Origin of the sequence: Bacillus sp. FSL K6-1006, assembly GCF_038593175.1 — a bacterium.
In the GTDB taxonomy this organism is placed as follows: Bacteria; Bacillota; Bacilli; order Bacillales; family Bacillaceae; genus Bacillus; species Bacillus safensis.
In genome coordinates this window covers 3428826-3453643 of record NZ_CP151970.1, presented here as the reverse complement: position 1 = coordinate 3453643, position 24818 = coordinate 3428826, and the positions used below count along the sequence as shown (strand labels likewise).

28 protein-coding genes and 1 pseudogene are annotated in these 24818 nt (G+C 42.2%); 21 read left to right on the top strand and 8 right to left on the bottom strand.

The features are described from left to right. From rfbD to NSS65_RS17970, 3 genes are all read left to right on the top strand, one after another. Nucleotides 1-855 carry a dTDP-4-dehydrorhamnose reductase gene (rfbD, locus tag NSS65_RS17980; protein ID WP_034281275.1) on the top strand — a complete coding sequence of 285 codons (855 nt, stop codon included), beginning with the start codon at nt 1-3 and terminating at the stop codon, nt 853-855. After that, a complete protein-coding gene (locus NSS65_RS17975; RefSeq protein ID WP_034660371.1) occupies nt 848-1303 on the top strand; it encodes a dTDP-4-dehydrorhamnose 3,5-epimerase family protein in 456 nt (151 codons plus the stop codon). The genes rfbD and NSS65_RS17975 overlap by 8 nt, the downstream gene beginning before the upstream one ends. 104 nt (nt 1304-1407) lie before the next feature. Next, entirely contained in the window at nt 1408-2199 is a 792-nt protein-coding gene (locus NSS65_RS17970) for an SDR family oxidoreductase (RefSeq protein WP_326135231.1), read from the top strand. Between the two features lie 13 nt (nt 2200-2212). Here the strand turns inward: NSS65_RS17970 and NSS65_RS17965 are convergent, their stop codons facing one another. From NSS65_RS17965 to NSS65_RS17940, 6 genes are all read right to left on the bottom strand, one after another. After that, entirely contained in the window at nt 2213-3406 is a 1194-nt protein-coding gene (locus NSS65_RS17965) for an aminotransferase class I/II-fold pyridoxal phosphate-dependent enzyme (protein ID WP_326135232.1), read from the bottom strand. 17 nt (nt 3407-3423) lie between these two features. Next, complete coding sequence (locus tag NSS65_RS17960) at nt 3424-4845, bottom strand: ATP-grasp domain-containing protein (RefSeq protein WP_326135233.1); 1422 nt, start codon at nt 4843-4845, stop codon at nt 3424-3426. Nucleotides 4846-4860: 15 nt separating this feature from the next. Next, a complete protein-coding gene (locus NSS65_RS17955) occupies nt 4861-5622 on the bottom strand; it encodes a glucose 1-dehydrogenase (RefSeq protein ID WP_034281272.1) in 762 nt (253 codons plus the stop codon). After that, nucleotides 5619-6326, bottom strand: coding sequence for a cupin domain-containing protein (locus NSS65_RS17950; protein WP_034281271.1), 708 nt, complete (start codon nt 6324-6326; stop codon nt 5619-5621). Before NSS65_RS17950 ends, NSS65_RS17955 begins: the two co-directional genes overlap by 4 nt. A 1-nt stretch (nt 6327) precedes the next feature. Beyond that, nucleotides 6328-6930, bottom strand: a complete 603-nt coding sequence (locus NSS65_RS17945) for a bacilysin biosynthesis protein BacA (protein WP_024423797.1) — start codon at nt 6928-6930, stop codon at nt 6328-6330. Nucleotides 6931-7084: 154 nt separating this feature from the next. Continuing rightward, nucleotides 7085-8317, bottom strand: coding sequence for an MFS transporter (locus NSS65_RS17940; protein WP_214755342.1), 1233 nt, complete (start codon nt 8315-8317; stop codon nt 7085-7087). A gap of 145 nt (nt 8318-8462) precedes the next feature. Here NSS65_RS17940 and NSS65_RS17935 point away from each other — a divergent pair, with 145 nt between their 5' ends. Then, nucleotides 8463-8942 (top strand): Lrp/AsnC family transcriptional regulator, encoded by a 480-nt coding sequence (locus NSS65_RS17935; protein ID WP_034281269.1) that lies wholly within the window; start codon nt 8463-8465, stop codon nt 8940-8942. A gap of 14 nt (nt 8943-8956) precedes the next feature. Here NSS65_RS17935 and NSS65_RS17930 read toward each other — a convergent pair whose 3' ends face one another. Both NSS65_RS17930 and hemQ read right to left on the bottom strand, forming a co-directional pair. After that, complete coding sequence (locus NSS65_RS17930) at nt 8957-10117, bottom strand: MFS transporter (protein WP_046312886.1); 1161 nt, start codon at nt 10115-10117, stop codon at nt 8957-8959. 67 nt (nt 10118-10184) lie between these two features. After that, nucleotides 10185-10955, bottom strand: coding sequence for a hydrogen peroxide-dependent heme synthase (hemQ, locus tag NSS65_RS17925; protein ID WP_034281267.1), 771 nt, complete (start codon nt 10953-10955; stop codon nt 10185-10187). A gap of 240 nt (nt 10956-11195) precedes the next feature. On the opposite strand from hemQ, the gene pta reads away from it, so the two are divergent. The 17 genes and pseudogenes from pta to NSS65_RS17840 all read left to right on the top strand — a co-directional run bounded on the left by pta (nt 11196) and on the right by NSS65_RS17840 (nt 24801). Then, complete coding sequence (gene pta / locus NSS65_RS17920; protein ID WP_024423792.1) at nt 11196-12167, top strand: phosphate acetyltransferase; 972 nt, start codon at nt 11196-11198, stop codon at nt 12165-12167. A 130-nt stretch (nt 12168-12297) separates the two neighbouring features. Beyond that, a complete protein-coding gene (locus NSS65_RS17915; RefSeq protein WP_041115469.1) occupies nt 12298-13149 on the top strand; it encodes a MurR/RpiR family transcriptional regulator in 852 nt (283 codons plus the stop codon). Between the two features lie 150 nt (nt 13150-13299). Further along, the gene (locus NSS65_RS17910) at nt 13300-13971 is read left to right on the top strand and encodes an RraA family protein (RefSeq protein WP_081338890.1); all 672 of its coding nucleotides are present in this window, start codon (nt 13300-13302) and stop codon (nt 13969-13971) included. Nucleotides 13972-13982: 11 nt separating this feature from the next. Further along, nucleotides 13983-14861, top strand: coding sequence for a prephenate dehydrogenase/arogenate dehydrogenase family protein (locus NSS65_RS17905; RefSeq protein WP_214755344.1), 879 nt, complete (start codon nt 13983-13985; stop codon nt 14859-14861). A gap of 43 nt (nt 14862-14904) precedes the next feature. Further along, complete coding sequence (locus NSS65_RS17900) at nt 14905-16155, top strand: TRAP transporter large permease subunit (protein ID WP_326135234.1); 1251 nt, start codon at nt 14905-14907, stop codon at nt 16153-16155. A 97-nt stretch (nt 16156-16252) separates the two neighbouring features. Next, a complete protein-coding gene (locus NSS65_RS17895; RefSeq protein ID WP_041115477.1) occupies nt 16253-16519 on the top strand; it encodes a hypothetical protein in 267 nt (88 codons plus the stop codon). Nucleotides 16520-16694: 175 nt separating this feature from the next. Continuing rightward, nucleotides 16695-17093: a DUF5082 family protein gene (locus tag NSS65_RS17890; RefSeq protein ID WP_034281454.1), complete on the top strand. Its 399-nt coding sequence runs from the start codon at nt 16695-16697 to the stop codon at nt 17091-17093. A gap of 3 nt (nt 17094-17096) precedes the next feature. Beyond that, nucleotides 17097-17375 (top strand): YwqI/YxiC family protein, encoded by a 279-nt coding sequence (locus NSS65_RS17885; protein ID WP_046312888.1) that lies wholly within the window; start codon nt 17097-17099, stop codon nt 17373-17375. Between the two features lie 11 nt (nt 17376-17386). Continuing rightward, nucleotides 17387-19081, top strand: a complete 1695-nt coding sequence (locus NSS65_RS17880; RefSeq protein WP_342467319.1) for a T7SS effector LXG polymorphic toxin — start codon at nt 17387-17389, stop codon at nt 19079-19081. Nucleotides 19082-19103: 22 nt separating this feature from the next. After that, a complete protein-coding gene (locus NSS65_RS17875; protein ID WP_111926894.1) occupies nt 19104-19436 on the top strand; it encodes a hypothetical protein in 333 nt (110 codons plus the stop codon). Nucleotides 19437-19657: 221 nt separating this feature from the next. Then, nucleotides 19658-19930: a hypothetical protein gene (locus NSS65_RS17870; RefSeq protein WP_024426384.1), complete on the top strand. Its 273-nt coding sequence runs from the start codon at nt 19658-19660 to the stop codon at nt 19928-19930. A gap of 69 nt (nt 19931-19999) precedes the next feature. After that, nucleotides 20000-20263, top strand: coding sequence for a hypothetical protein (locus NSS65_RS17865; RefSeq protein WP_139142191.1), 264 nt, complete (start codon nt 20000-20002; stop codon nt 20261-20263). 20 nt (nt 20264-20283) lie between these two features. After that, nucleotides 20284-20679, top strand: coding sequence for an SMI1/KNR4 family protein (locus NSS65_RS17860; RefSeq protein WP_070326134.1), 396 nt, complete (start codon nt 20284-20286; stop codon nt 20677-20679). Between the two features lie 126 nt (nt 20680-20805). Next, nucleotides 20806-21651 carry a lipoate--protein ligase family protein gene (locus NSS65_RS17855; RefSeq protein WP_070326133.1) on the top strand — a complete coding sequence of 282 codons (846 nt, stop codon included), beginning with the start codon at nt 20806-20808 and terminating at the stop codon, nt 21649-21651. Nucleotides 21652-21691: 40 nt separating this feature from the next. Then, nucleotides 21692-22175: pseudogene (locus tag NSS65_RS17850) on the top strand (tetratricopeptide repeat protein). Nucleotides 22176-22294: 119 nt separating this feature from the next. After that, nucleotides 22295-24571 carry a glycosyltransferase gene (locus NSS65_RS17845; protein ID WP_144496432.1) on the top strand — a complete coding sequence of 759 codons (2277 nt, stop codon included), beginning with the start codon at nt 22295-22297 and terminating at the stop codon, nt 24569-24571. Beyond that, a complete protein-coding gene (locus tag NSS65_RS17840) occupies nt 24568-24801 on the top strand; it encodes a DUF5970 family protein (RefSeq protein ID WP_024426379.1) in 234 nt (77 codons plus the stop codon). The genes NSS65_RS17845 and NSS65_RS17840 overlap by 4 nt, the downstream gene beginning before the upstream one ends. The last annotated feature ends 17 nt before the right edge of the window (nt 24802-24818 follow it).

Here is a 24818-nt window from a genome sequence, read left to right as displayed (position 1 = left end):
ATGAAAGTTTTAATCACCGGTGCAGGCGGCCAATTAGGGAAAGAATTGAGCAGACAGCTCAAAGAAAAAGACATGACCGTCATTGCCTTAACGAGGAACATGCTCAATATCACAGACCAGCAGGCAGTTAGACATGCGATGAGACACTATCAGCCTGATATTGTTGTCAGTGCAGCAGCCTATACATCTGTTGATCAATGTGAAACAGAAACCGAAAAGGCGTATCTTGTGAATGGCATTGGCGCCTACTATACAGCCCTGGAAGCAAAGCGCGCAGGCGCTGATGTGTTACATGTCAGTACAGATTATGTGTTTGACGGGCAGGCGGACACCCCTTACCAAATCGATGCACAAGCAGATCCTCAAACCATTTATGGAAAGAGTAAAAAGCTTGGTGAGGAATTGATTCAGCTTGTGTCAGATGAAGTGAAAATCATTCGTACCTCGTGGCTTTATGGACATGAGGGGCATAACTTTGTGAATACCATTCTTCGGCTCGCTGAAACGAAGGATCATTTGCGCATTGTGAACGATCAAATAGGGTCTCCTACTTATACAAAGGATGCAGCTGAGGCCTTGATTCATTTGTTTGATCAGAAGGCAGGCGTGTATCATGTCAGTAATCGAGAAAGCTGTTCCTGGTTTGATTTTGCGTCAGAAATTGTGATGAAAAGCGGACTGTCCGCCACAATTGAGCCGATTTCCACGGAAGAGTACGGCTTCCAAACGCCTCGCCCAGCCTATTCTGTCTTAGACCTTCAAGCGATTGAAGCCACAGGCTGGCAGCCGAGGCATTGGAAGGATGCACTTTACGAATATTTGCAGAAAGAAGGGAGATGGCAACAGCATGATTGATGGTGTTCAAACGAAAAGACTTATGAAACATTGTGATGACCGCGGCTTTTTTGCAGAGCTCATTCGAGATGATGAACCGATGCTGAAACGCTTTGGGCAGGCGTCATGGTCGAAAAGCTTTCCAGGCGTGATCAAAGCCTTTCATTATCATGAAAAACAAGACGACGTTTGGTTCTTCCCTGCAGGTCATGCGCAGGTCGTGTTATATGATTTGCGTGAGGACTCTCCCACAAAGGGGCAAACCGATGTGTATTATATGGGGGAAGACAATCCGATGCTGCTTCTTATCCCAAAGGGTGTCGCGCATGGCTATCGTGTACTAGGTGAGACGCCGCTGCAAATTGTGTATTTCACAACAGAATCGTATGACCCGAAAAACCCAGATGAAAAGCGAATCGCCTGGAATGACGAAACGATCGGGTTTAATTGGGAAACGACATTTAAATAGAGAACGGGGGGCCTTTCGCAGGAGAAAGGTCTTTTTTTGTTGAAATACATTCTATATGTGTCATTTTATGTATATGTACTAATTTGATAAGAAAAGGGATGTGGATGAGTTTGTCTAAAAGAATTGCGTTTGTAACAGGAGCAAGTACAGGGATTGGAAAGGCCATCGCCGTAAAGCTTGCCGCTCAAGACAATGTAAAGATCATCATCAATTCTAGAAATCAATCCTCACTAGAAGAAGCGCAGCAGCACATTGGGCGTATGGCAGAAACAAAGGAGCCGGTGGCTCTTTTCTGTGGGGACATGTCAGATGAAGGAGTGAGGGCTGAGGCTTTTACGAAAATAGAAAAAGAGTTTGGCAGACTGGATGTGTTGATTAATAACATTCCAGGGGGGAAGCCGGATACCTTTGATTCATGTGACAGCGAGCAGATGATGGCAGTATTTTCTCAAAAAGCCATTGCGTACATTGATACGATGAAGCGTGCGGCAGCGATGATGAAACGACATGAATATGGCCGGATCATTCAAATTGTCGGGAACCTATGGAAGGAGCCTGGCGACCAAATGTTTACGAACAGTATGATGAATGCAGCGATTATTAATGCTAGTAAAAATGCTGCCACACAGCTTGCACCTTCAGGGATCACAGTGAATTGTTTAAACCCGGGATTTATAGCTACAGATCGGTATGAACAATTTATCGGAAACATGATGCGTAAACAGGCATTTTCACGGGAAGAAGCTGTACAGGCTGTAGCGTCAGGAATTCCAATGAAAAGAGTGGGGTCAGCGAGTGAAATGGCTTCATTGGCCGCTTTTATCGCATCAGAGGAAGCCTCCTATCTTACAGGACAACAAATATCCGTCGATGGTGGTTCGATGAAAAGTATATGACATCAAAAACCCGCTATATGCGGGTTTTTTGATTAAAGCGAATTGGAAGGATGCGAAGCCGGTCGATAAACAGGGCAAGCTGTTCAATTGGAGCAACCATTGAGATGCGGACATGACGGCTTCCATGTGCTCCAAACACACCCCCCGGCGTGACAACGACATCAGTATGTTCGAGTAAATAGTCAGCAAATTCATGAGAATGTTCAAAATCATCAGGGATTGGAGCCCATAAATAAAAGGCGCCAGCTGGACGTTCGATGGACCATCCTAGCTGCTTTTCTGCCTGACGGATGAAAAAGTGAATTCGTTCAAGGTAGACCTCTTTTAATGATTGTATGTGACGGTCATCACTTTGCAAGGCGACAGTTGCAGCTTGTTGAAATCCGCCATACATACTAACAAACACATGATCTTGGAAGGCGTTAATGGCTTGGATGATGTCCTCATTACCTATAGCAAAAGCGACTCTCCATCCTGCTATATTAAATGTTTTGGATAGAGAATATAATTCCACTCCTACGCTTTTCCCAAGAGGAGCGTTTAGAAAGCTTACGGGTTTTTGTTCATAATGAAATGAACCATAGGCAAAATCATGAATGACATGCAGTCCGTGAGCTGATGCAAAATCAGCAGCCTCTTCAAAAAATGCATCATTTGCCACAGCACCTGTTGGGTTATTCGGATAATTTAAGAAAAGAACCTTTGCCTTTTTGAGTACCTCCGGATCAATTGAAGAGAGATTCGGCAAATAGCCATTTTTCGATTCAAGTTTGATGCAGTAGGGCTTTGCGTCTGCCATCAAGATCCCAGAATGATATTCTGGGTAGCCTGGATCGGGGACGAGGGCAACGTCCCCAGGGTCAAGCAGACACTGACTCATGACATAAAGGCCTGTTTTCCCTCCATTGAAAAGAGCAACCTCTTTCTGTGGGTCTATCTCAGGGCCGAACTCCTTTTTGTAGAAATCTGCAATGGCTTGCTTGAAAAAGTCGAAGCCTCTAAAAGGTGCATATTGCTGAAATTGCAAAGTGCCTGCTGCCTCTTGAAGAGCGCTTACGATATGTGCAGGAGTAGGAAGATCGGGATTTCCCTGACCAAGGTTTATGATGTTCGCTCCGTTTTGTGCTTTTTGCGCAATTTTCTCAAATACGGTTCCAAATTTCTGTTCTGGCAGCCGTTTAATCATGTTAGATGGTAAGATCTCCACCACGTTACCCTCTCTTTCTATCCCTTGACTAATTCATCCATTAAATGAAGGGCAGCTTGTTTCTGTAAGTTGCGGATGGATGCTGCAACATCCTGTGAGGATGACCCTTTTAACTCAAGCGACACGATGCCGTTAAAGGCTTCAAATAAAGATAGATCGACAAAGGTGCCTTTGGACGGGACAGATTCACTGACGATCACAGTATCTCCAACTAAAGCATTCTGCGGAATATGGGTATGATCAATGGTGATGTGTGTGGCCTCTGCCGGTATGTGTCCGCTTACTTTGAAATGCTGAGGGTATAAATGGCAGTCTGCTATATAATGCGTATGTCCAGAAAGCAGCTCTTTTGGCAGCTCCGCTTTTTTTCCATCGACTAATACATCGATCAGCAGCTTGGCCATATCCACCCCAAACACTTTTTTGATATTCGGAATCATATTCCAGCCAGCAAATCTAGCTGCGGATTCGATCAGTCCTGCTTCTCGATTTTTCATGAGCTTGATCTCTGTATGGGTCGCACAGTTTTCAAGGCCCAGCCCTTCATTTGCCTTCTTAGCTGCCTCAATAATGATTTGCTGGGCTTCATTGTCTAGGATCGAGGGAGTAATATGAGCCGTTTCTGTAAAACCGATTTGAGGGGTCTTGTCATGTATGACAAAAGGGATATATTCTCCCTCCACGACTAACCCTTCTACACTGACATAATCAGAATAGCCACCCTCCTGATACCAATCCTCGTAAGCACCCTCTAAATACGTTTCAGCGACAAATGGTGCTTCATATGTCACAGCGTTTGGGACGGGAATCGTTTGCAAGTAGGATTGTACGTTTAAAAAGAGATCATCACTGCCGGCTCTGTCGTGAAAAAGGGTCACGCCAATGGAGCTTGCTAAATATGTAGGCTTTAAAATAAGCGGTGTCCCGATCTGTTCAATAGCTTGCTGGAAATCAGCTAAAGTCGTGACAGGCTGAGTTTTCACCGCTTTGACACCAGCAGCGTTGAATGCAGCTCTCATTTGGCTTTTATCACGTGCCATTTCAGCTGCTTTTACCCCAGCGCCGCGCAGCCCCAGCCGTTCAGCGGCTTTTGCCATTGGTGCAATGAATAATTCATTATTGGTGGTGATGGCATCAGCTTTGAAAAAGGAAGCCACACGGACTAGGTCATCCACCACCTCTTCCTCTGATTTCAGATAATCATCATGTGCCCAGTAAATAGAATCAGGGTGTTCAAAAGAAGGGTGTGTCTCAAAATAATCACGATCTTTGATGACGGCAATGGAGTATTTTTCGATTAGTTCAGCGTGACCCTTTGTAATGGCAAAGGGTCTAGGGATATAAGAAACGATATGATAAGATGCCGCCACGCTTTCATAAAACATATGGGGCGGGCATCCTCCTAAGTCAGCAATGACAAGTACGGTTTTTTTACTCAATGAAAGCACTCCTTTTTATCTAGCGGTGTATCCGCCATCTGCTGTGACAACACTTCCAGTCATATAGCTGGATAGATCAGAGGCGAGAAACAGCATCACGCCCGCAATTTCTTCAGGTTTTCCGAGACGAAGCAAGGGATTCACCTTTGCTTTTTCCTTTTTAACAACCTCAAGACTTTCTGAATGATTGTCTAAAAAGGATTTTTCATTTAATGGCGTATCAATGATGCCTGGTGCGATACAATTCACCCTGATTTGATGAGCGGCATAGTCGATCGCCATCGATTTGGTGAGCTGGATGACACCGCCCTTTGTTGCGTTGTATGCAGGAATGTCAGGCCAGCCAACGAGACCTCCGACAGATCCAGTATTAATAATACTTCCGCTTTTCTTTTCAAGCATATGCGGCAATGTATGCTTACTCATAAGAAATACACCAGTCAGGTTGACCTGTAGAATGTGGTTCCAATCCTCCAGTGTCATCTCGTGAATAGGTGAGACAATTTCGATGCCTGCATTGTTAATCAAAACATCAATTGTCCCGAATTGGCTCAGCACGGATTGAACGGTTTTTTGACAGTCAGACTCATTCGTAATATCTGTTTTGAAAAACGCAGCATGTTCATGAGGCAATGATTCAATGAGTTGTTTACCGCTATCTTCATTGATATCAGCCACTGCTACTTTTGCTCCGTGCTCAAGGAAAAGCTTGACGGCGGCAAGCCCAATCCCAGACGCACCTCCTGTAATCAGGACGACTTTTCCGGCAATGTTCATTTCTTCACCTTAGACGCTTTTGGCTTTAAGCGGTTATAGCGTGGAGGGAAGAAGAGATTAATAGACTTTGATGCTTCTGGCTTTGGATTAATGGCGCCGTGATCTTCTTTTGGATCACAGAAGTAGGTCGTGCCAAATTCCATCTTTTCTGTAAAGCCTTCAATCGTCATATCGTACCCACCGCTAATGCAAATCCCGATTTGTTCATTACGATGCTTATGAAAAGGCATTTCCCCGCCATTTCCCGGAATGTTGGCAATCATAAGCTCCATCCAGTCCTCCACAAAGAAGGTCACTTCCATGCCAGGAAGTAAATCACGCGTTTTGAAAATATCTAAGAAATAAGTAGGAGGAGCCGTATATTCCTCGCCATCTTTCAATCTCTTAATATCAATGGCGATCACTTCTTCATCTGTCAGATTCGATGCGCCGTGAGGAACGAATGGTGGTGCAATATAGGCTGATTCTAATGGGGTGAGCAATTGGGTCGATTGGCCGACCGTCATTTGAAGCTCACCTTTTAATACGATGCCGATTTGTGCTTCTGGATGCTCATGAGGTTCGATGATCGTGTGAGGAGGGACGTATGAAATTAACACTTCCGTATCGCCTCTGACAGTAGAATATTGGATGACACCATTATCCCATTCTCGTTTTTTCGCTTGAGGAAAATATAATTCTTGCACCTTTTGTTCAGTTGTCATGTTACATCTCTCCTTTTCCGAATATAGACCAGCTCATAGGAATGCTTTTAAATGTTCGAATGAAGGTGAGGCCGTATGTAGCTCTAGCCACCTCATTGGTTAAAGCGAAATCAAATTCGCCGTCTCTGACTTTTTGTGCGGCTGTACTTGTAGAATTGACAAGCTCAAATTCAGCATTTTGATGAATAAAATATTGAATCAAATTCACAGGTGCAGGATGAGAAACAATTTTTAAATGGTGAAGCATTTGTTCTTGAAAGGGGAAATCTGGTCTGACAGCCAAACCATACATGGGCGTGTCACATCTGAATATTTGTAAAAGCTGCAGGTCAGGTCTCATGTAGAAGTGTTTAATTCCTTCGTATGCGTGTGGAACGAGAGTGTATTGGAGTGCGTTAGAGAGAGTATGTTCAATGCAAGTTTCGAATGTGTCGTAAAGGGATAGTTTCGTATGAGTGCCGAGTGTAGTGGTGGAATGAGAGATGAAATGTTTTGCTGCATATTCACTGCTTGTCCCCTTAGGGCCTAATGTATTGACTGTAAACATCTTAGGTGAAACGATGGGCTCTTCTTTGAAATGAAAAACATCATTCTTTAAGATCATGTTTACCTTACCATCCAATCTTTTTCAAATTTTTACTAGATTATAAAAAATAAAATTGGTAATTGTCAACAAAATTTATAAAAAATGTATTTTATGATGATATTAAAAATTGATCTAAAAAACTGCACATATCGAGATGTGCAGTGAAATGAGCTCACGTTTCAAATGTGTTTTTATGTTTCTGCTGTAAGGTTTTTTCACGTTTATAGCTGACGAAGCTGATGAGAAAACCAACAAGCGTAATGAGTGCACATACAAGCCCTACTGTATGATAGCCGAAATGGACATAAACAGGTCCCATCAGAGCTGATCCAAGCATTACGGCAAGATTGGAAGCAAGGCTGTAAAAAGCCATCACTTTGCCTCGGTGGGTTTGGGAGCAGTCGCTCAGGACGGTGCTCAAAAGCGTGACAGATAAACTTTGCATGGCACCCCAAATAAATAAAGCAAAAATGAGCAATGTCCATGAGAACGGTGCATAAGGAAGTAAGGCAAGAACAAGCGTAATGCCGCCCAGCACAAAGAAAAGTGAACGTGTTTTGCCAAACCAATCTGCTAATTTCCCAGTAAACATACTCATGGAAAAGCCAACACCATAAGCCATGATCAGAAGTCCAGCTGTTGATTGCCCCCCGGAAAACAGACTTTGCAGGTAAGCCCCTAAAAATGAGTACATGCCATAAAATCCAAGCATGTTACAAAATGTCACGGTCAAATAGGCAGGGACTCGGTCGATTTTCAAAGCCCCCCATAAAGAGCCTGATTTCTCCCTAGTTTGAGGTGCCTTTGGATCAGCTGTGGCGACTTGTTTTCGAGATTCAAGGATGACGAGCAGCAAGACAACGAGACTCATCATGGCGAAAATCCAAAATGTCCAGCGCCAGTTCAAACTTTGACCGATAAAGGCGCCAATGGGCACACCCAGGACAAGAGAAAGAGACCAGCTCGATACAATGAGTCCCATCACTTTGCCGCGATACTCGTATGGAACCCGGTCGCCCACAAGAGCATAGGCTGTTGGCACAAATACACCAGTCGCCAGCCCAGAAATAGCACGGCCTGCAAAAAACACGGCCAAATTTGGGGCAGCAGCACACATCACTGTTCCAATCAAAAAGAAAGACAGCCCAATAATCAAACACAGCTCTCTTGAATACCGGTCCCCTAAAGGAACGAGCAGCGGAGCTCCAACCAGCACAGCTAACCCATAAATGCTGATGGAAAGAGCGAGAATATCAAGAGAGTGCTGAAAGGAGTTTGATAAATCAGGCAGCAGTGGTGAAATCACCAGCTCTTCCGATCCCGCAGCAAAAACGCCAAGTGTGAGTGCGATGGCAAGTGTGATGGGAAATGTTTTAGAAGCCTGGCTGTCTAAAGATTCTTTCATCAAGTGATCCCTCCATACTTGCTTTTTCATTCAATTCCGTTAAAATAAATTCTACCATTATTTAGTTTTATTTTACATTTCATATCATAAGTATTATCATAAAATACTTTTCAAATGGAACGATTTTTGGATAGGAGAGGTACGAATGAAAATCACCGATGTAGATGTGCATATTTTAAATGAATTGAGAGAAGATGCCCGCTTATCCATGAGGGAATTGTCCAAACGAGTGAATTTATCAGCACCTGCGGTAGCAGAAAGAGTGCGTAAATTAGAGGATGCAGGGATTATCGAAGGGTATTCTGTTCAAGTCAATTATAAAAAATTAGGGCTTCTGATTGACTGCCTGCTGGAAGTTACGGTGTTAAATGGGGAGTATCAGCGTTTTGTGGCTTTTATGAATGAGCATCCACGCGCCTTTTTTGCTTATCGAGTGGCAGGTCAGTCTTGTTTTTTCATTAAGCTGTCAGTTTCTTCTCTTGAAGAAATTGAAGCCTTTATTCAAGAAGTATCTGGATTTACAAAAACCGTCTCCCATATTGTCTTGTCAGAGCACTCTTTTTCCCATCCAATTCAGGAACGTGTGAAACCAATAGAAGAGCCAGAAATGACCGTGGTGAAATAAAAAAAGGACCTGACTCAGGTCCTTTTTGTTCGTCTATCTGACTGATAGCTCATAATTGTAATGATAAGACCAATAAATGTCACAGCTGCAGCAAATAACGGAACAAGCTGTAAATGTGTGATTTCGATAGCAAGACCGCCAAGCGCTGCACCGCCGGCATTCCCAATATTAAAGGCAGAATGGCTGAGCGTCGATGCGAGTGTCGGTGCTTCATGTGCCATGTTCATCGTGCGGTATTGCAAGGTAGGAACAAGAATAAATGAAATGATTCCCCAAACAAAAATGGTCAGCACGGCAGGCACTTTGAATTCGGAAGTGACTGTAAACAATAACAGGACAGCAATGAGCAGGATCAGTGTCACCATAATACTTGGCATCAGCTTCCAGTCAGCAAGCTTTCCGCCAACTAAATTTCCGATAGTGACCCCAAGTCCAAATAGGACAAGGATGAGCGTAACCCCATTTTCCTGAAATCCAGTGACTTGCAGCAAGATTGGGCTGATATACGTAAAGGCTGTAAATACACCAGCAAAACCAAAGATGGTCATTGCAAAGGAAACGAGTACTTGTGGTTTTTTCAAAACGGATACTTCATTTCGAATATCGAGTACTTCTTCTTTCGACTGATTTGGGACTAAGCTGATGATACCAATTAAGGAAATGAGACCAATGACGGCAATGACTAGAAAAGACATACGCCAGCCGAATTGATTTCCGATAAAGGTACCGAACGGCACACCGAGTACATTGGCAACTGTCAGTCCTGTAAACATGAAGCTGATCGCGCTTGCGCTTTTCTCTTTAGGCACAAGCCGTGCAGCCATAATGGCTCCGACGCCAAAGAAGGTTCCATGAGCAAATGACGTTAAAATACGGGCGGCCATTAATAGACCATAAGAGGTCGAGACAGCGGCAGCAGCATTTCCTGCAACGAAAAGAATCATTAACAGAATGAGGAGACGTTTCCTCGATATTTTTCCAGTCGATAACGTTAAAATAGGTCCGCCAACTGCGACACCAAGTGCATATCCAGTAATCAGCTGTCCTGAAGCAGAAATTGATACATGAAGGTCGTTTGCGACATTTGGTAAAAGTCCCATGATGACAAATTCAGTCATGCCAATCGAAAACGCACCGAGCGTTAACGCAAAAATAGCGATGGGGAAGTTTTTCATGATGTGATCACCTTTCTAAACAAATACATAAAAAAGCTTCGGAGAGATCCGAAGCCTTAAGATTTTATCATACATGGAAATAAGACGCCAGCTGCTCGTTTGCTAATCGGTTTCCAACAAAGAAGGAACCAAATTCGCCGTAGCGTGCACTGACTTCATCAAAGCGCATTTCATAAACCAATTTTTTAAATTGAAGCACATCATCAGAGAAAAGGGTAACGCCCCACTCATAATCATCAAAACCAACAGAACCTGTAATGATCTGTTTTACTTTCCCAGCATAGCTTCGGCCAATTAAGCCGTGGCTTCTCATAAGAGATTTACGCTCATCCATGGAAAGCATGTACCAGTTGTCATTGCCAGAACGTCTTTTATCCATTGGATAGAAGCACACGTATTGAGAAGAAGGAAGCTCTGGATATAAGCGCGCACGTACATGCGGGTTCTCATAAGGATCTCCGCCATCGCCGCCTCCTGCTAAGTAGTTGCTGAGCTCAACAACTGAAACATAAGAATAAGCTGGAATCGTAAACTCTGCTAGCCGTGTCTTGTTGAATTCGAGTTCAATTTCACCTAGTTCTTCCATTGTCGGACGTAAAATCATGAGCATAATATCTGCTTTTTGGCCGACAATACTATAGATTGTTTGGCTCCCAGCCTTATCATGCTCAGCTGTTTTCCATTTTTCCAATAGACCTGTGAATTCATGAATGATGGCTTGGCGCTCATCACTTGTCAGCAGCTTCCAAGCTGTCCAGTCAATTGTTCTAAAATCATGCAGTGCATACCAGCCATCTAGTGTTTGAGCTGCTTCATTTGTTGTATGTTGTTCGCTCATTTCTTTCACTCCTATTAACAGTTTTCCATCTGTTCCAACTATAACATAGTTTGTCCAAATGGAGATGTGATCAAAACTTGAACGAGGAAAACAGCTTTTATCAAAATTGATTAAATTAGTTTGAAAAATAAGAATTTAATTTGTAAGCGCTATAATATAAGTTGGTAGTTTGAATTTAGGTAGAAGAAGAGTATGCTTAAAAGAGAACGCTTTTTTTGTAAAATCAAGGAGGGTATTGAAGTGGCAGATATTTTTTCAACAGTTCAGGAAAAGGTTGCAGGTAAAGGAGTAAAGATCGTTTTTCCTGAGGGAATGGACGAACGCATTCTAACAGCCGTTCAAAAATTAGCAGATGGCAAAGTATTGCAGCCAATTGTGGTAGGAAAAAAACAAGAAGTTGAAGCTAAAGCAAAAGAATTAGGTCTTACACTTGATGGTGTTGACGTGTATGATCCTCATACATATGAAGGTTTTGAAGAGCTTGTACAAGCTTTCGTAGAAAGACGTAAAGGCAAAGCAACAGAAGAGCAAGCCAGAAAAGCATTACTAGATGAAAACTACTTCGGTACAATGCTTGTGTATAAAGGTCTTGCAGACGGACTTGTGAGCGGTGCGGCACACTCAACTGCTGACACAGTGCGTCCAGCACTTCAAATCATTAAAACAAAAGAAGGCGTAAAGAAAACATCTGGTGTCTTCATCATGGCTCGCGGCGAAGAGCAGTACGTGTTTGCTGATTGTGCAATCAACATTGCACCAGACAGCCAAGATCTAGCTGAAATTGCGATCGAAAGTGCAAACACAGCAAAAATGTTTGATATCGAGCCACGTGTGGCAATGCTTAGCTTTTCTACAAAAGGCTCAGCAAAATCAGACGAAACAGAAAAAGTATCTGAAGCAGTTCGCATTGCAAAAGAAAAGGCACCTGAGCTTGTACTTGATGGAGAATTCCAATTCGATGCAGCTTTCGTTCCTTCAGTAGCAGCGAAAAAAGCGCCAGATTCCGTCATCAAAGGCGACGCCAGCGTATTTGTTTTCCCTAGCCTCGAAGCTGGAAACATTGGCTACAAAATTGCACAGCGCTTAGGTAACTTTGAAGCTGTAGGTCCTATCCTTCAAGGTTTAAACCAGCCAGTAAACGATCTATCAAGAGGCTGTAATGCCGAAGACGTTTACAACCTTGCGCTTATCACAGCAGCTCAAGCACTATAATGATCTCGACAAAGGCAGCCAGTACGATAGATTCGTGCTGGCTGTTTTTTTGATGACAAATGTGTACAATATAGGGGAAAAGAAAAAATTTTGATCGTAGATAAAGCCGATAGAATGGGCAGGTGCTATAATGGACGATTTAATACATAAGCTTCAGCATAAGGTCGCGGGATTAACCGAGGCACAAAGGAGAATTGCAGATTATATCGTGCAAAATCCAATGGAGGTTGCGTTTTTAACTGTAGATAAATTGGCCTCAAAAGTAGGGACGAGTACAGCGACCATCATGAGATTCTCTGCTGCTGTAGGGTATTCCGGTTTCTCCGAGCTTCAAAAAGAGCTTCAATCAAATATGAAGCATAAAGCTGCCCCTCAAACGAGACTTGAAGCGAACCTCAAGCATTCAAATAAAAGTAAGCTCCTGCATAATCATGTTGAGCTGCAATTTCAAAATATCCAGTACGCTTTAGACAATATCACGGAAGAAACCTTTCAGCATATTGTTGAAAAAATAGCCAGCTCCCGCCAGGTTCTGTGTACAAGTGTTCGAAGCGGAAGACCTGTCGGCGAGTATCTGTCACTCGGAATCAATCGGCTGTTGGGGAACTGTCAATATATTGATGCAGACAAAAGTGACTGGGTGGATGATCTCGTTCATTTTCAATCTGATGATTTCATTATAGCGGTCAGCTATCCCCGCTATGCAAAGCGTATGAAGGATTTGCTGGAGGCAGCGAAGTCATATGGGGTGGAAGTGCTTTTAATTACAGACAGCTACAGCTCTCCACTAACAAAGTATGCACAATATGTATTGCCATGTTCCTCAGCAAGTGTGAGCTCTCATAACTCTGTCGTATCTGCTATCTTTATCGTAGATTATATTTTAAGTGCCTTAGCCATTAATGATCCTGAAAGAACAAAACCACGTTTAGATCAAATCAATCATATGTTAACGAAAATGAGTTATCACACAACACATTAGTCGTGTGGTGACTCATTTTTTTAATTTGGTTTTTTTGAAAGCGCTTTACTAAATAAAATCGAGATGGTATGATCGTATCACAAAAGTAATGAATATTACTTTAATTAGATTAAATGTAATAAATATAACTAAAAGGGGATGATGGAAACTATGAGTACTGTTCAATTCGTGTCAAATGATCTTATAGATCGGGCAAGAAAGCTTAACTCGACCTTGCTGTCAGACGTGATGGGATGCACCGGCGCGATGGATCATCAAATCAAACCAGTTGCAAGAGGCATGAATGTAGCAGGTACAGCTTTTACCGTCAGCTTACGGCCAGGGGATAATTTATTTCTTCATCAAGCGATCTACTCTGCGAAAGAAGGAGATGTACTGATTGTTGATGGAAAAGACCATAAGGGCCATGCATATTTAGGGGAATTGATGGCAGGGGCAGCAAAGGCTGTAGGAATAGAAGGAATCGTGATTGACGGGCTTGTTCGCGACAAACTCGCTTTAGAGGAGCTGGCTTTTCCGATCTACAGTAAGGGGTTTATGCCAAATGGACCTTTTAAAGATGGTCCTGGGGAATTGAATCAAACCATCTCGTGCGGCGGTGTCAAAGTAGCACCAGGTGATTTAGTCATTGCAGACGATGATGGAGTCGTCATCGTTCCAAAGGAAAAGGCGGAACACCTGCTGACGCTAGCGGAAGAAAAACAAGCGTATGAAAATCATAGATTACAAACGATTCAACAGTATATGAACGAAGGAAAGCAAGACATCAGTCTCTTAGCACCGGCATGGCTGGAAGGCAGAATGAAAAAATATCAGGGATAGGGGAATCTGTGATGAAGATAGGCTTTATTGGATATGGAGAAGCGGCATATGAGCTGTCAACAGGATTGAAAACAGAAGGATTAGATCAATTTTATGCGTATGATGTACTATTACAAAACGAGAAATTGGCTGGCGCGTTGAAGGAAAAAGCATCGCAGACAGGAGTTCAATTAACCAGCAGTATTAGCGAAGTCATTGAGAAATCTGATATTGTCATTGCCGCTGTGCCAGCGAATAAAACCTTAGAAGTGGCCCAATCCGTATCGGGAAGTTTGAAAGAGGATCAATTATATGTAGATGTATCGGCATCAACACCAGACATCAAAAAACAAGTGGCAAACGAAATTGAAAAGCAAAAAGCTCTATTCGTAGATGCTGCCATGCTAGGGCCTCTTCCAGTCAACAAACACAAGGTTCCGATCACGGCAAGCGGAAGTGGAACTGACCAATTCATGAAAGTAATGAATGCTTATGGCATGAATATTAAAAAAATCAGTGACCAGCCAGGAGATGCTTCGGCCTTGAAGCTGATCAGAAGCGTTTATATGAAGGGGATCGTTGGTCTCATGGTTGAATTTTTGGAAATTTCAAAAAAGTATAATGTGGAACATCAAGTGATTTCTTCACTAAGCGATACAATGGATAGCAAAAGTTTTGAAGAGACCATGAACCGTCTTGTGACAGGGAGTGCACTTCATGCGAAAAGACGAGCGATCGAGCTGCTTGGCTCTATTGACATGCTGAATGAAGCAGAGGTTGATTCCAGTATGTCTCGGGCAGCACAACAGAAGCTAGAGAGATTAGCAGAGTTTCAATTCGTTGAACGGTTTAATGGGAAAAAGCCGGCCAGCTGGGAAGAAGTCATTGACGTGATGCAGCAGGGGAAATAAATTGTAAGCGTTTTATTGAACAAAGGGGAGGCGAAAAAACGATATGGGTTTTATTGCGTTGATTGTATTCATAGCTGTCATCATTATATGGAATGTCGTCGTGAAGCGGAATATGGGAGAAGCCATGCTACTAGGCTTTATTGCAACCACATTATTTGGCGGATTGGATGCATTAAGACTTTTCTGGGATGGATTAAAATTTGCATCCACATATGAGGTGCTCTATGCAGCTGTTGCATTTGTATTCATGGCCTATTTAATCGAAAAGCTGGAATTAATTCATGCACTCTTGCGAATCTTAAATTCGGTTGTAGGAAAACTTCCTGGTGGAGCGGCTTATATGAGTACGTTAGGTTCAGCAGTCTTAGGTGCTCTTTCAGGTTCAAATTCTGCAAACACAGCTGCCACTGGCTCTATCACAGCCTCTTGGATGATTAAATCAGGCTGGAGCCGAACCCATACAGCGACCATTTTAGCAGGGAATGGCGGACTTGGGGCGGCACTGCCTCCGAACTCTTCAATGTTTATCATGCTGGGGTTTGCACCAATTGCAGCCCTTGTATCTGAGGGAGATTTATATATTGCCCTATTAATAGGAGGACTGTATCAAGTCGTATACCGATTTATTTTGGTGTATATCCTGGTGAAAAAGAATAAAATTCAGGCTATGCCGCCAGATGATATTCTTCCTTTTAGGGAAGCTGTGAAACAAGGGTGGAAGTCGATCTTTATTTTTTTCGGTGCCTTGATTCCTATCATTATCACAATTGGTCCGCTGGCAAACTACTTAAAAAGTAATCCAAACATCGGAACAGAGGCAATGGATCAAATTTCTTTAATTACGTGGATTCCGATTCTCATGATGTTGATTAGTTTAACAATTGGAAGAAAAAAGGCGTCTGCACTAGATTGGTCTCAGTTTTTCAAGTCGGCCATTCCTAAGTTTACAACGATCGGTGCCTTGATGCTGTTTGCTGTTGCTGCTAGTCAGGTGCTTGCTGAATTAGGATTGGCAGAAGATTTGACGCAAATCACATCAGTACTTACCATTCCGAAATGGTTCATGGTGCTCATTGTGGGTATTCTTGTCACGCTGGTGGCTGGACCATTATCTTCTACAGCCACATTAACAGCTGTTGGACTTGTCTCATTTTCAGCTTTAGTCTCAGTCGGAGTGGATCCAGTTGTGGCTGTTGTCGCCATTCTTGCTTTTTCATCAACAGAAGGCGCTTCCCCGCCGGCATCAGGATCGATTTTCATTGCTTCTGGTCTTGCAGGAGCCAGACCGGAGTAAACGTTTATACCGCTGATTCTCTACTATATGCTGCCGATCGTAGGAATTGGCTGGCTCATCGGAATGGGAATACTTCCAGTATAGAAAGGAGAAACACATGAGAGCATTGATGGAATTTTTATTTAAAGTGCTGCTTGTCCTGTTCTTAACGTCAGGAGCCCTGTTGGTATTCGGTCAAATACTAGGGATTCTTTTGCAAAAGGGAGATATGATTATTGCAAGTACGAACCTATTCAAAAACCCAACACTGGTGTTAAGCGCCTTTTTTAGTCTTGTTGGTTTCTCTCTCCATTATATTCCTGAAAAGAAAGACACCTCATTTAGCGATCATCCATCTGCATCAGCAGGTGAATCGCTCAAATAAGCAATAAAAAGCTGGATTCAGTAAATGAATCCAGCTTTTTTGCGCGCGAGAATTAGGTATTAAAACCCAATACGTACGATTCATTTTTTGGTAAATTCACTTTCAATCATATGCCTCTTGTGCTAGTAAATGGTAACATAACGGAGGACTATTTAAGGAATAGAGGTGTTTGACCATATCTGGAGCAATCATCGGTTATAAAGCAGCCTTGTATTCATTAAAGGCAGATATATCTATCAAAAAAGAACAAATCATCGAACTCAACATGTGCCGAAAAGAAATCAAAGAGGCAAAATGGGCCCTGTCAGATGCCAGCAAAAAAATCACTCATCCAGATCTGACATCACATACATGGTTTGGCCATCTTGCAGATACGTTTAATGACATTCGAGACGAAATGGCTTCCGCCAGTCAGGAAATAAAAGGTGTACAGCTAACCAATCTATTAAATCGAATCAATGAGAAAATCAGTGATTTAACATCGGAGATCCATTCGTTAGAACATGAAATTCATTCGGTTGAAAGAAAAATAGAGAAAGAAAAGCAGAAACAACTGGAAGAAAAAAGAGGGTAGCACATGACGAGAGAAATTAAAATAGATGCCAGTCAGATCAAACGAGTATTACAGCATGCAAAACAATCAGGCGCTCAAATGAATACAGCCCTTCCAACCACCATCAAAGGGAGAAATCAGCTCCTGACGGCAGACACAATAGAAAAGATCAATCATCAGCTGAACGAATTAAGTACATCCTATATAGGCATTCTTCAGAAACAGCTTGTACAAACAGAACAAGCGGTGAACACCATGATTGAAACGGACAAGGCGCTTGCTTTCAGCAGTAAAAGAAAATAAAGGAGAACGCAATGAAAACCCTTGACGCCTTTGTGCTAATAAACGGAATAGATCAAACGCTGAATGCGTTAAAGCAGCAGTCGCAGCAAATCAGCTCCCTAGAAAAACAAATCAATCACATCATCTCACTCGATGGCGCACTAAAGGGAGAGGCGGGACAAGCCATCCGCGCCTTTTATACAGAATGCCATATTCCCTTTCTGCAATTCTTTCAGGTCGTCATTGAGGAATATAGCGCTGCATTAAAAAACACAAAGCAGGCTCTTCACTCATTAGAATCAAATGAGCACGGATTTATCTCACAAGCATTTATCGAACATGATCTTGATCAAGGCTTAAAAAAAGCTGAACGAACAATTTCTGAAATCGTATCAGAGGTAAACCACGCCATTGGCAGAGTTGGTCATATTGTTCATTTACCAAATGTAGATGAATCAGCTTTTCAGCAAAACTATCAAAAGGCATGGCTCGAGACCTCAAAAACCATTGGTCTGCTTCATGCATTTGACCGGGAGCAGACAAGTGCTTTACATGAAACCAAAAGCTCCCTTCAAACAATGAAGCAATACATCGATACCTTAAGTCCCATGTTCACCGGCCCAAAAATCGACATCACGAGCTATCAAAAGGGATCTATTTTCAAAGATGAAAAAGAAGAAAAAGTAAGCAGCACCATCAGTGGATTGAAGGATAAAATAGACAACCCAAAAGACAATCCAATGATGATCATGCTGAAGAAACTGAAAGAGAAACAACACGTGAATGTGGAGACGGTTGTTCGGAATGACACCTATAAAAACATCAGTAAACAAGTGTCAGCAAACGATCCATCGCTTACGACATTGCAAAGGGAAGCCGTGAACGGGAAAAACAAGATTCATAGAGACATCAGGGTCATAAATGGTAGACTATACAACGTAAAAGGCATTAAAAAGTTAAAAGAATTCGACATCGCAGATGAAGTCGTCACGGACCCGTCGGATATTGATTTTATTGGCGGACGATACACCGTTTACGCCAATAAACAAATCATCCGAACGTATATCGCAAACGGCGAAATAAGAATAGAAGAAGTCGACAAAATTCCAGAAAGCCGCAGCCGTGGCAACGCTAAACGCATATTAGACGGTGAAGTCGTCTCAACCACCGAAAATATCATCCTAGAATACAGCGGCATCTACGACGGCTACCGAGCCGTTACTGGCAAAGACCCAGAAACCAGCCAAAACATCAGCAGAACAGACCAAGCCCTATCCGCAGCCTCTATCATCCCAATGACGAAGATAGTGAAGGTTGGGAAATATGTTTTTAGGTTGGATCAAGGGAAGAATGTGATGAGGGTTAAAACACCTACTTACGGTAAACAATCCGTACCAAAAGGACCGTACCGTGAAGTAAATGGTTTCCCTGCAAAAGTAAAATCAGGAGCTCAAGAAAAACATATTCCAGAAACACCAAATTATAAGCAAGAAGTAGCAAATGGAAAAAAGAAAAGCATTTTTTACGGAGATAATAAAAAGGCACAGGAATTGCTGGATAAATATGCAGGGACAGGCAAAGAATTGGGTAAGAATAAAGAAAGGATAGACTTTGGCCAAGCGATAGGAAAATACTATAATATTGATACTGGAAAGTATGAAGAGACTACTAAGGGAATGATACATTATGGGAAAGATGGTGCTCATATCGTACCAGCGAGGCCTTAGTATGGTGAATTGGAGGTAAAAAATGGGTTATGATCCTTTGATTGGAACATTAATAAAGTATGAAAAAAAAGATATAATATTGGAATGGAATAGTGGATTGAAAATCTTAGGAAGACTAGATACAGTTTTTGAAACAGATAACATGTTAGATGAAGAGGATATTAATTTTACGGAATATATTGCTGCCGCTTTCCAAGTAAATGATATTCTATCTCATCCTAATGAAAACAGTGGCAGTGTATACGATTGGTTAATTCAAGAGAAAAGCTCTTTAGTTGAGATATCTCTTTATGATGATCCACCAAATAAGATTTTGGTAGATGGTCAAATAGTATGGGAATTGGCAGATGAGTAACAATTGACAAGCCCTCGGTAAGAGGGCCTTTTTATTATTTATGAGTTAGCGAAATATGCTTCAAGTTGATCGTTGGCAAAACCGGTTTCTGTAGGTTCATAACTGGGGCAGTTTGGGCTGAAATATGATAGCGCATGTGTATCATCAAAGCTCAATAAATATTATTAACAGTAAAGTACCATTGAATGATTTAAATAAAACCTTGAAAATAGGAGCGTTCAATGAACAAAAAACAACAACTAACGAAACAAATCCAAACCGTCATCAACATCCTAGAAAAAGAATATCCACAAGAAATCAATCAAGGTGTTCTCCAATTAATATACAAAAGATATAAAAATGCACAAAGGATCATTCAGAACAATGAAGATCTCCAAAAGATTTTGATTATTGGCGGGGTGAGAGCTTATTTGGATAGTTATAATGACTATCTAAACCCCTTTCTAGATGAATTACATAAAGCAGAGAGTTTGCTTAAAGAAATGCTGTCATAGATAGGACGGTTGTCTGTATTACTGGAATCAAGTCTTGTATCGGGCAGCAAAACAGAGAAAGGAATGCCTATGGAACATAAACAAAACAAAAAAACATCCAACTGGCTATTAAGTATCAGTATTCTGATTGTTATAGGAACAGCTTTGCTGAGAGGAGTTTCTTACTCAGATGCTGATTATCGCGGTTTCCCTATTGATTGGCTAGTTCTGCACGGACATCATACTTTTGAATTTCTATTGTGGGGTTTTATACTCGATGTGGTCATTTTCTATTTTCTTTTAAAAATGCTCCTTCGTTTGTATAAAAGGGTGATGAAAAAATCAGCAACTTAAAATAGAGGAGGCTCTTAAAAATGATCAATTTACCTGAAATCCCACATCTGCACGTGAACAAACCAGCAAGTGACATACAGATCAAAGAGGCAGAATGCCAGCTAAACATGCTGCTGCCCCATGTTTATAAGGAACTGCTGAAACAGACAAATGGATGTTCCGTTGGCGGTGAGGTGCTTCTATACGGCACTGAGGACATTGCGGAACGCAATGCAACATGGGAGGTTCGACAATATGCAAGCGGCTATGTGGCGATTGGCGACGATGGCGGCGGGCAAGTATTTCTCATGCGGCTGGCTGAAGAGGAGAAAAAGGTATGGATCGTGGATGCTGGTGTAATGGACCCTCAGCATGCAGAGCTCCTGACCGGCAACTTTCTGAAATGGGTGAGTGAGGGCTGTAACATAGAAGCGTAACCGAAAACCAAATCATCCAACTGAAACGCTCTGTGACGCCAAATGTTATGGAGCTTTTTTGCATTCTCCCCCCATTCATCCCATGGTATAATAAACACAGTTTATGAACGAGAGGATATGCAGGAGATGAAAAATGAACCTATTGAGTTACTGACACAGCCAAAATGGCGAATCATCGATCAGTCGAGTCTTGGTCTCTATGTGGACCCGAAGCAATCTTTTGCGATGGATGATACGCTTTGCGCGTCGGTGGGGAAGGGCCTCTCACCAGCGACAGCCCGTTCTTGGGTGCATCACAATACGATTGTGCTTGGGATTCAGGATACAAGACTTCCATTTCTCCAAGATGGCGTAAAGCTGCTTGAGGAAGAGGGATATCGTGTGATTGTGCGCAACTCAGGGGGTCTTGCTGTGGTGCTGGATGAAGGTGTACTGAATGTGTCTTTAATTTTTGCGGAACAAAAGAAGGGCATTGATATTGACCGCGGGTATGATGCGATGGTGGAATTGATCCGCCGGATGCTGTCGATGTATGATGTGGACATTGAAGCCTATGAAATAGTCGGCTCTTATTGTCCAGGCAGCTACGATTTAAGTATCAATGGAAAGAAATTTGCAGGCATTTCTCAGCGTAGATTACGCGGTGGGGTCGCTGTGCAAATTTATTTGTGTGCAGATGGAAGCGGGCGTGAACGTGCCGACTTGATCCGCCGTTTTTATGACGCCGCCTTAAAGGATAAACGGCAAGAAGTGAAGGCAGTATTTCCTGATATACAGCCGGAAACGATGGCATCCTTATCAGAATTAATCGGTGAACCGATTGATTGTACACTTCTTATGCGTTTATTACTAGAGGAGCTTCAAAAGCTTAGTGATCAGCTGACAGCCTCGGGCCTGAACGCAGAAGAACAGCTGGAATTTGAGAAAAACATGACGCGGATGATTGAACGGAATGAAAAGGTATTTTCGTAAATATCAGTCCTTTTATCTTGAAAAGAGTAGAGGTGAAGTGATGGAAACAAAGCTTGAAAAAGCCATTGAACTTCGAAAAAGTGGACATCTTCAAGAATCAAATGAAATGCTGTCTCATCTTGCAGGAAGTATCCAGACGATGCCTCTATTTATTATCAATGTGCCTGAAGTTATGACTTGTTAGGAGAGGAAAGGCAGGCTGTCTTTTTTTATGAAAGGGCCATTGAGTTAGGATTGTCTTCAGAAGAACTAGAAGACGCTTTACTAGGGTTAGGAAGTACATACAGAACTTTAGGAGAATATGAAAAGTCAAAACAGATATTCCTAAAAGGGATGGAAACTTATCCGGACAACAAAGCCATTCAAACGTTCTATGCCATACTTTGTATAATTTAAAGGAACATAGCAAAGCAATGGAAATATTACTGAACTGTTTAACTGAAACGACAAAAGATCCTGCTATTTTAAGTTATCGAAAAGTGATTGATTTTTATTCAAATCAGTTAGATACATTGTGGAAATAATATATTGATTTGGTTACTTGAATAGATTTGGAGGGGCAATGTGATGAAAAAATCCCCTCCTTTGTTATGGAATTTTATATGTGATAGTCATTTATGGCGTAAGAAAGAAGGTAAATTTGTTGTCAATATTCACCACGTATTACCCGCTGTTTATGCTTTGTGTTTTGTCTGTGTTGTATGTGATGTATCGTATTCAGCCGCTTGCCTCTACTGTTAAAAAAATCATCATTGTGCTCTGTGTGTTAACAAATGCCGCCTATATTTGCTGGCGTCTCTTTTTTACACTGCCGCATGAAGGTACATTTAATATAATAATGGGCATCTTGCTTGTAGCCTGTGAATGTATTGGATTTTTACAGCTGCTTGTGTTTTATACACTTGTTTGGAAGCCTTCAAATCGAAAACAAGTCATGATCAGTGATTTGGACAGGCTGCCAACAGTTGATATTTTCATAGCTACATATAATGAACCGATTGAAGTGCTGAAACGCACGGTTGCAGGCTGTTTGAATCTCTCTTATCCAAAAGGCAGCGTCCACATTTATTTATGTGATGATGGCAAGAGGGAGTCTGTGGAGCAGCTTGCATCGGAGTTTGGCGTTCATTATCTGACAAGAACAGATAACAAGTTTGCTAAGGCGGGTAATTTAAACCATGCGATGTCTCAAACGAATGGGGAACTGATTCTCACACTTGATGCTGATATGGTCCCCCTTCCAGCCTTTTTAGAAAAGACAGTGCCTTACTTTCATGATGGAGCGACTGCGTTTGTTCAAGTTCCACAGGCGTTTTATAACGAAGATCCTTTCCAATATAATATGTTCTCGAAGGATCGAATTCCAAATGAACAGGACTTCTTCATGCAAACCCTCCAAGCTGGCAAGGATCGGTTCAATGCGGTGATGTATGTCGGGAGTAATACTGTATTTAGAAGAACGGCCTTAGAGGAAATTGGCGGATTTGCTACTGGAGTGATTACAGAAGACATGGCGACCGGAATGCTTCTCCAAGGGAAGTTCAAATCAGTGTCTGTCGGAGAAGTATTAGCCGTCGGTCTGGCACCTGAAAGCTGGCTTGACTTGTTAAAGCAGAGAGACCGGTGGTCGAGAGGGAACATTCAGTGCGCCCGTAAGTTTAATCCATTGAAGGTTCGCGGCTTAACGCTTATGCAGCGAGTTCTTTATTTAGATGGCATTGTGTATTGGTTTAACGGTTTGTTTAAAATGATTTACATTCTTACACCAATATTGTTTTTATTATTTGGTATTCAAAGTTTCTGGGCCGATTTCCAGTCCATTTTCATGTTTTGGCTGCCGGCGTTCTTTAGTTCGTATTTAGCGTTTAAACTGGTGTCGAATCAAAAAAGAAGTATGTTTTGGAGTCATATTTACGAAAGCTCTATGGCATTCCACTTGGCTGGTGTAGCTTTAAGTGAGCTGTTTTTGAAGAAGAGGGTTGAATTCCTTGTCACGCCGAAGGGAATTCAAACGGACAAGAGACATTTTCATTTGAAAACGATGATTCCTCATTTGATCTTCTTGCTGCTCTCATTGCTTGTCCTTGTGAAAATAGGATACGATATGAAGGTAAATGGGACGATGAATGCTGATCTCACGTTGATTAATATTTTTTGGGTGCTTTATAACGGTGCAGGTCTACTCATGGCACTGATTGTGGCGTTTGATCGTCCGCGTTATCGAAAATCAGAGCGGTTTGTCATAGAAAAAGAGGGGCAGATCTGTTCTGATCATCAAGATGAGTCGATTGCTTGTTTTCTACTAGACATGAGTGATTCAGGTGCGCGTCTATCCATTCCATTGGATCAAGCTTCTTCTTTAAATCAAGGACAAATGCAATTGTTCTTTTCAGAGGATCAAAGTGTGGCGTGTGATGTGGTTTGGAGCCATCCAGATGGAGACAAGCTGATGGTTGGTGTTGCTTTTACTGATACAGAAAAATCAGAGTATCTGTCACTGATCCGTTTCTTATTCACACGAGAGCATGTATCGATAACGGATCGTGAGAAAAAATCCTATGCTGTTCGGACATTTCTCCGCTTTATAAGAGAAACGGAAAAAGTACCAAGGGCCTTGCGGCGCAAATGGATGAGAAGACCGTTGCAAGGCGTAGCAGGCACGCTGTCCTATGAGTGCCGGTTAGAAGAGAAGGTGCCGGTGAACATACAAGATATTAGTTTATCTGGGTGCAAAATCGAGTCTGAAGCTTCAATTGAATTACATGAGAAAGTGCTGATCACCATTGACACAGAATCTCTCACAGATCAGCCGGCTATTGCAGTCTGGACATCACAAAAACGCGGCCGCACAATGGCCGGGCTCAAGTTTGTTCAGCCTGAAATCAAGCAGATAGAAGAAAGAGAGGAAGTGGTTTCTTGAAATCCAAAAACGGCGGTTACCTCTATTTACTATGGCTTCCTGTCATCATGGGAGCCGGCTACGGCATTTCGCTTTTAGTGCCATTTCTTCAGCCTGTCCTGACACTTGGCATTGCAGGTCTTTATATTTTTATGTTTGGTGATTTTCAGGTAAGGCAGGTCAGGTATATTTTTATGTTTGTGTTTTTGATCAATGTCCTTTTTAGTGTGATGCTATTTTTGGGCATTTAAAAAAGTGCTTCCCGAGG

Excerpts from the sequence above, each read along its gene's own strand:
- rfbD (WP_034281275.1), top strand. The coding sequence starts at position 1 with ATGAAAGTTTTAATCACCGGTGCAGGCGGCCAATTAGGGAAAGAATTG.
- NSS65_RS17975 (WP_034660371.1), top strand. The coding sequence starts at position 848 with ATGATTGATGGTGTTCAAACGAAAAGACTTATGAAACATTGTGATGAC.
- NSS65_RS17970 (WP_326135231.1), top strand. The coding sequence starts at position 1,408 with ATGAGTTTGTCTAAAAGAATTGCGTTTGTAACAGGAGCAAGTACAGGG.
- NSS65_RS17955 (WP_034281272.1), bottom strand. The coding sequence starts at position 5,622 with ATGAACATTGCCGGAAAAGTCGTCCTGATTACAGGAGGTGCGTCTGGG.
- NSS65_RS17950 (WP_034281271.1), bottom strand. The coding sequence starts at position 6,326 with ATGACAACTGAACAAAAGGTGCAAGAATTATATTTTCCTCAAGCGAAA.
- NSS65_RS17945 (WP_024423797.1), bottom strand. The coding sequence starts at position 6,930 with ATGATCTTAAAGAATGATGTTTTTCATTTCAAAGAAGAGCCCATCGTT.
- NSS65_RS17940 (WP_214755342.1), bottom strand. The coding sequence starts at position 8,317 with ATGAAAGAATCTTTAGACAGCCAGGCTTCTAAAACATTTCCCATCACA.
- NSS65_RS17935 (WP_034281269.1), top strand. The coding sequence starts at position 8,463 with ATGAAAATCACCGATGTAGATGTGCATATTTTAAATGAATTGAGAGAA.
- NSS65_RS17930 (WP_046312886.1), bottom strand. The coding sequence starts at position 10,117 with ATGAAAAACTTCCCCATCGCTATTTTTGCGTTAACGCTCGGTGCGTTT.
- hemQ (WP_034281267.1), bottom strand. The coding sequence starts at position 10,955 with ATGAGCGAACAACATACAACAAATGAAGCAGCTCAAACACTAGATGGC.
- NSS65_RS17915 (WP_041115469.1), top strand. The coding sequence starts at position 12,298 with ATGGACGATTTAATACATAAGCTTCAGCATAAGGTCGCGGGATTAACC.
- NSS65_RS17910 (WP_081338890.1), top strand. The coding sequence starts at position 13,300 with ATGAGTACTGTTCAATTCGTGTCAAATGATCTTATAGATCGGGCAAGA.
- NSS65_RS17905 (WP_214755344.1), top strand. The coding sequence starts at position 13,983 with ATGAAGATAGGCTTTATTGGATATGGAGAAGCGGCATATGAGCTGTCA.
- NSS65_RS17900 (WP_326135234.1), top strand. The coding sequence starts at position 14,905 with ATGGGTTTTATTGCGTTGATTGTATTCATAGCTGTCATCATTATATGG.
- NSS65_RS17895 (WP_041115477.1), top strand. The coding sequence starts at position 16,253 with ATGAGAGCATTGATGGAATTTTTATTTAAAGTGCTGCTTGTCCTGTTC.
- NSS65_RS17885 (WP_046312888.1), top strand. The coding sequence starts at position 17,097 with ATGACGAGAGAAATTAAAATAGATGCCAGTCAGATCAAACGAGTATTA.
- NSS65_RS17880 (WP_342467319.1), top strand. The coding sequence starts at position 17,387 with ATGAAAACCCTTGACGCCTTTGTGCTAATAAACGGAATAGATCAAACG.
- NSS65_RS17875 (WP_111926894.1), top strand. The coding sequence starts at position 19,104 with ATGGGTTATGATCCTTTGATTGGAACATTAATAAAGTATGAAAAAAAA.
- NSS65_RS17870 (WP_024426384.1), top strand. The coding sequence starts at position 19,658 with ATGAACAAAAAACAACAACTAACGAAACAAATCCAAACCGTCATCAAC.
- NSS65_RS17865 (WP_139142191.1), top strand. The coding sequence starts at position 20,000 with ATGGAACATAAACAAAACAAAAAAACATCCAACTGGCTATTAAGTATC.
- NSS65_RS17860 (WP_070326134.1), top strand. The coding sequence starts at position 20,284 with ATGATCAATTTACCTGAAATCCCACATCTGCACGTGAACAAACCAGCA.
- NSS65_RS17855 (WP_070326133.1), top strand. The coding sequence starts at position 20,806 with ATGAAAAATGAACCTATTGAGTTACTGACACAGCCAAAATGGCGAATC.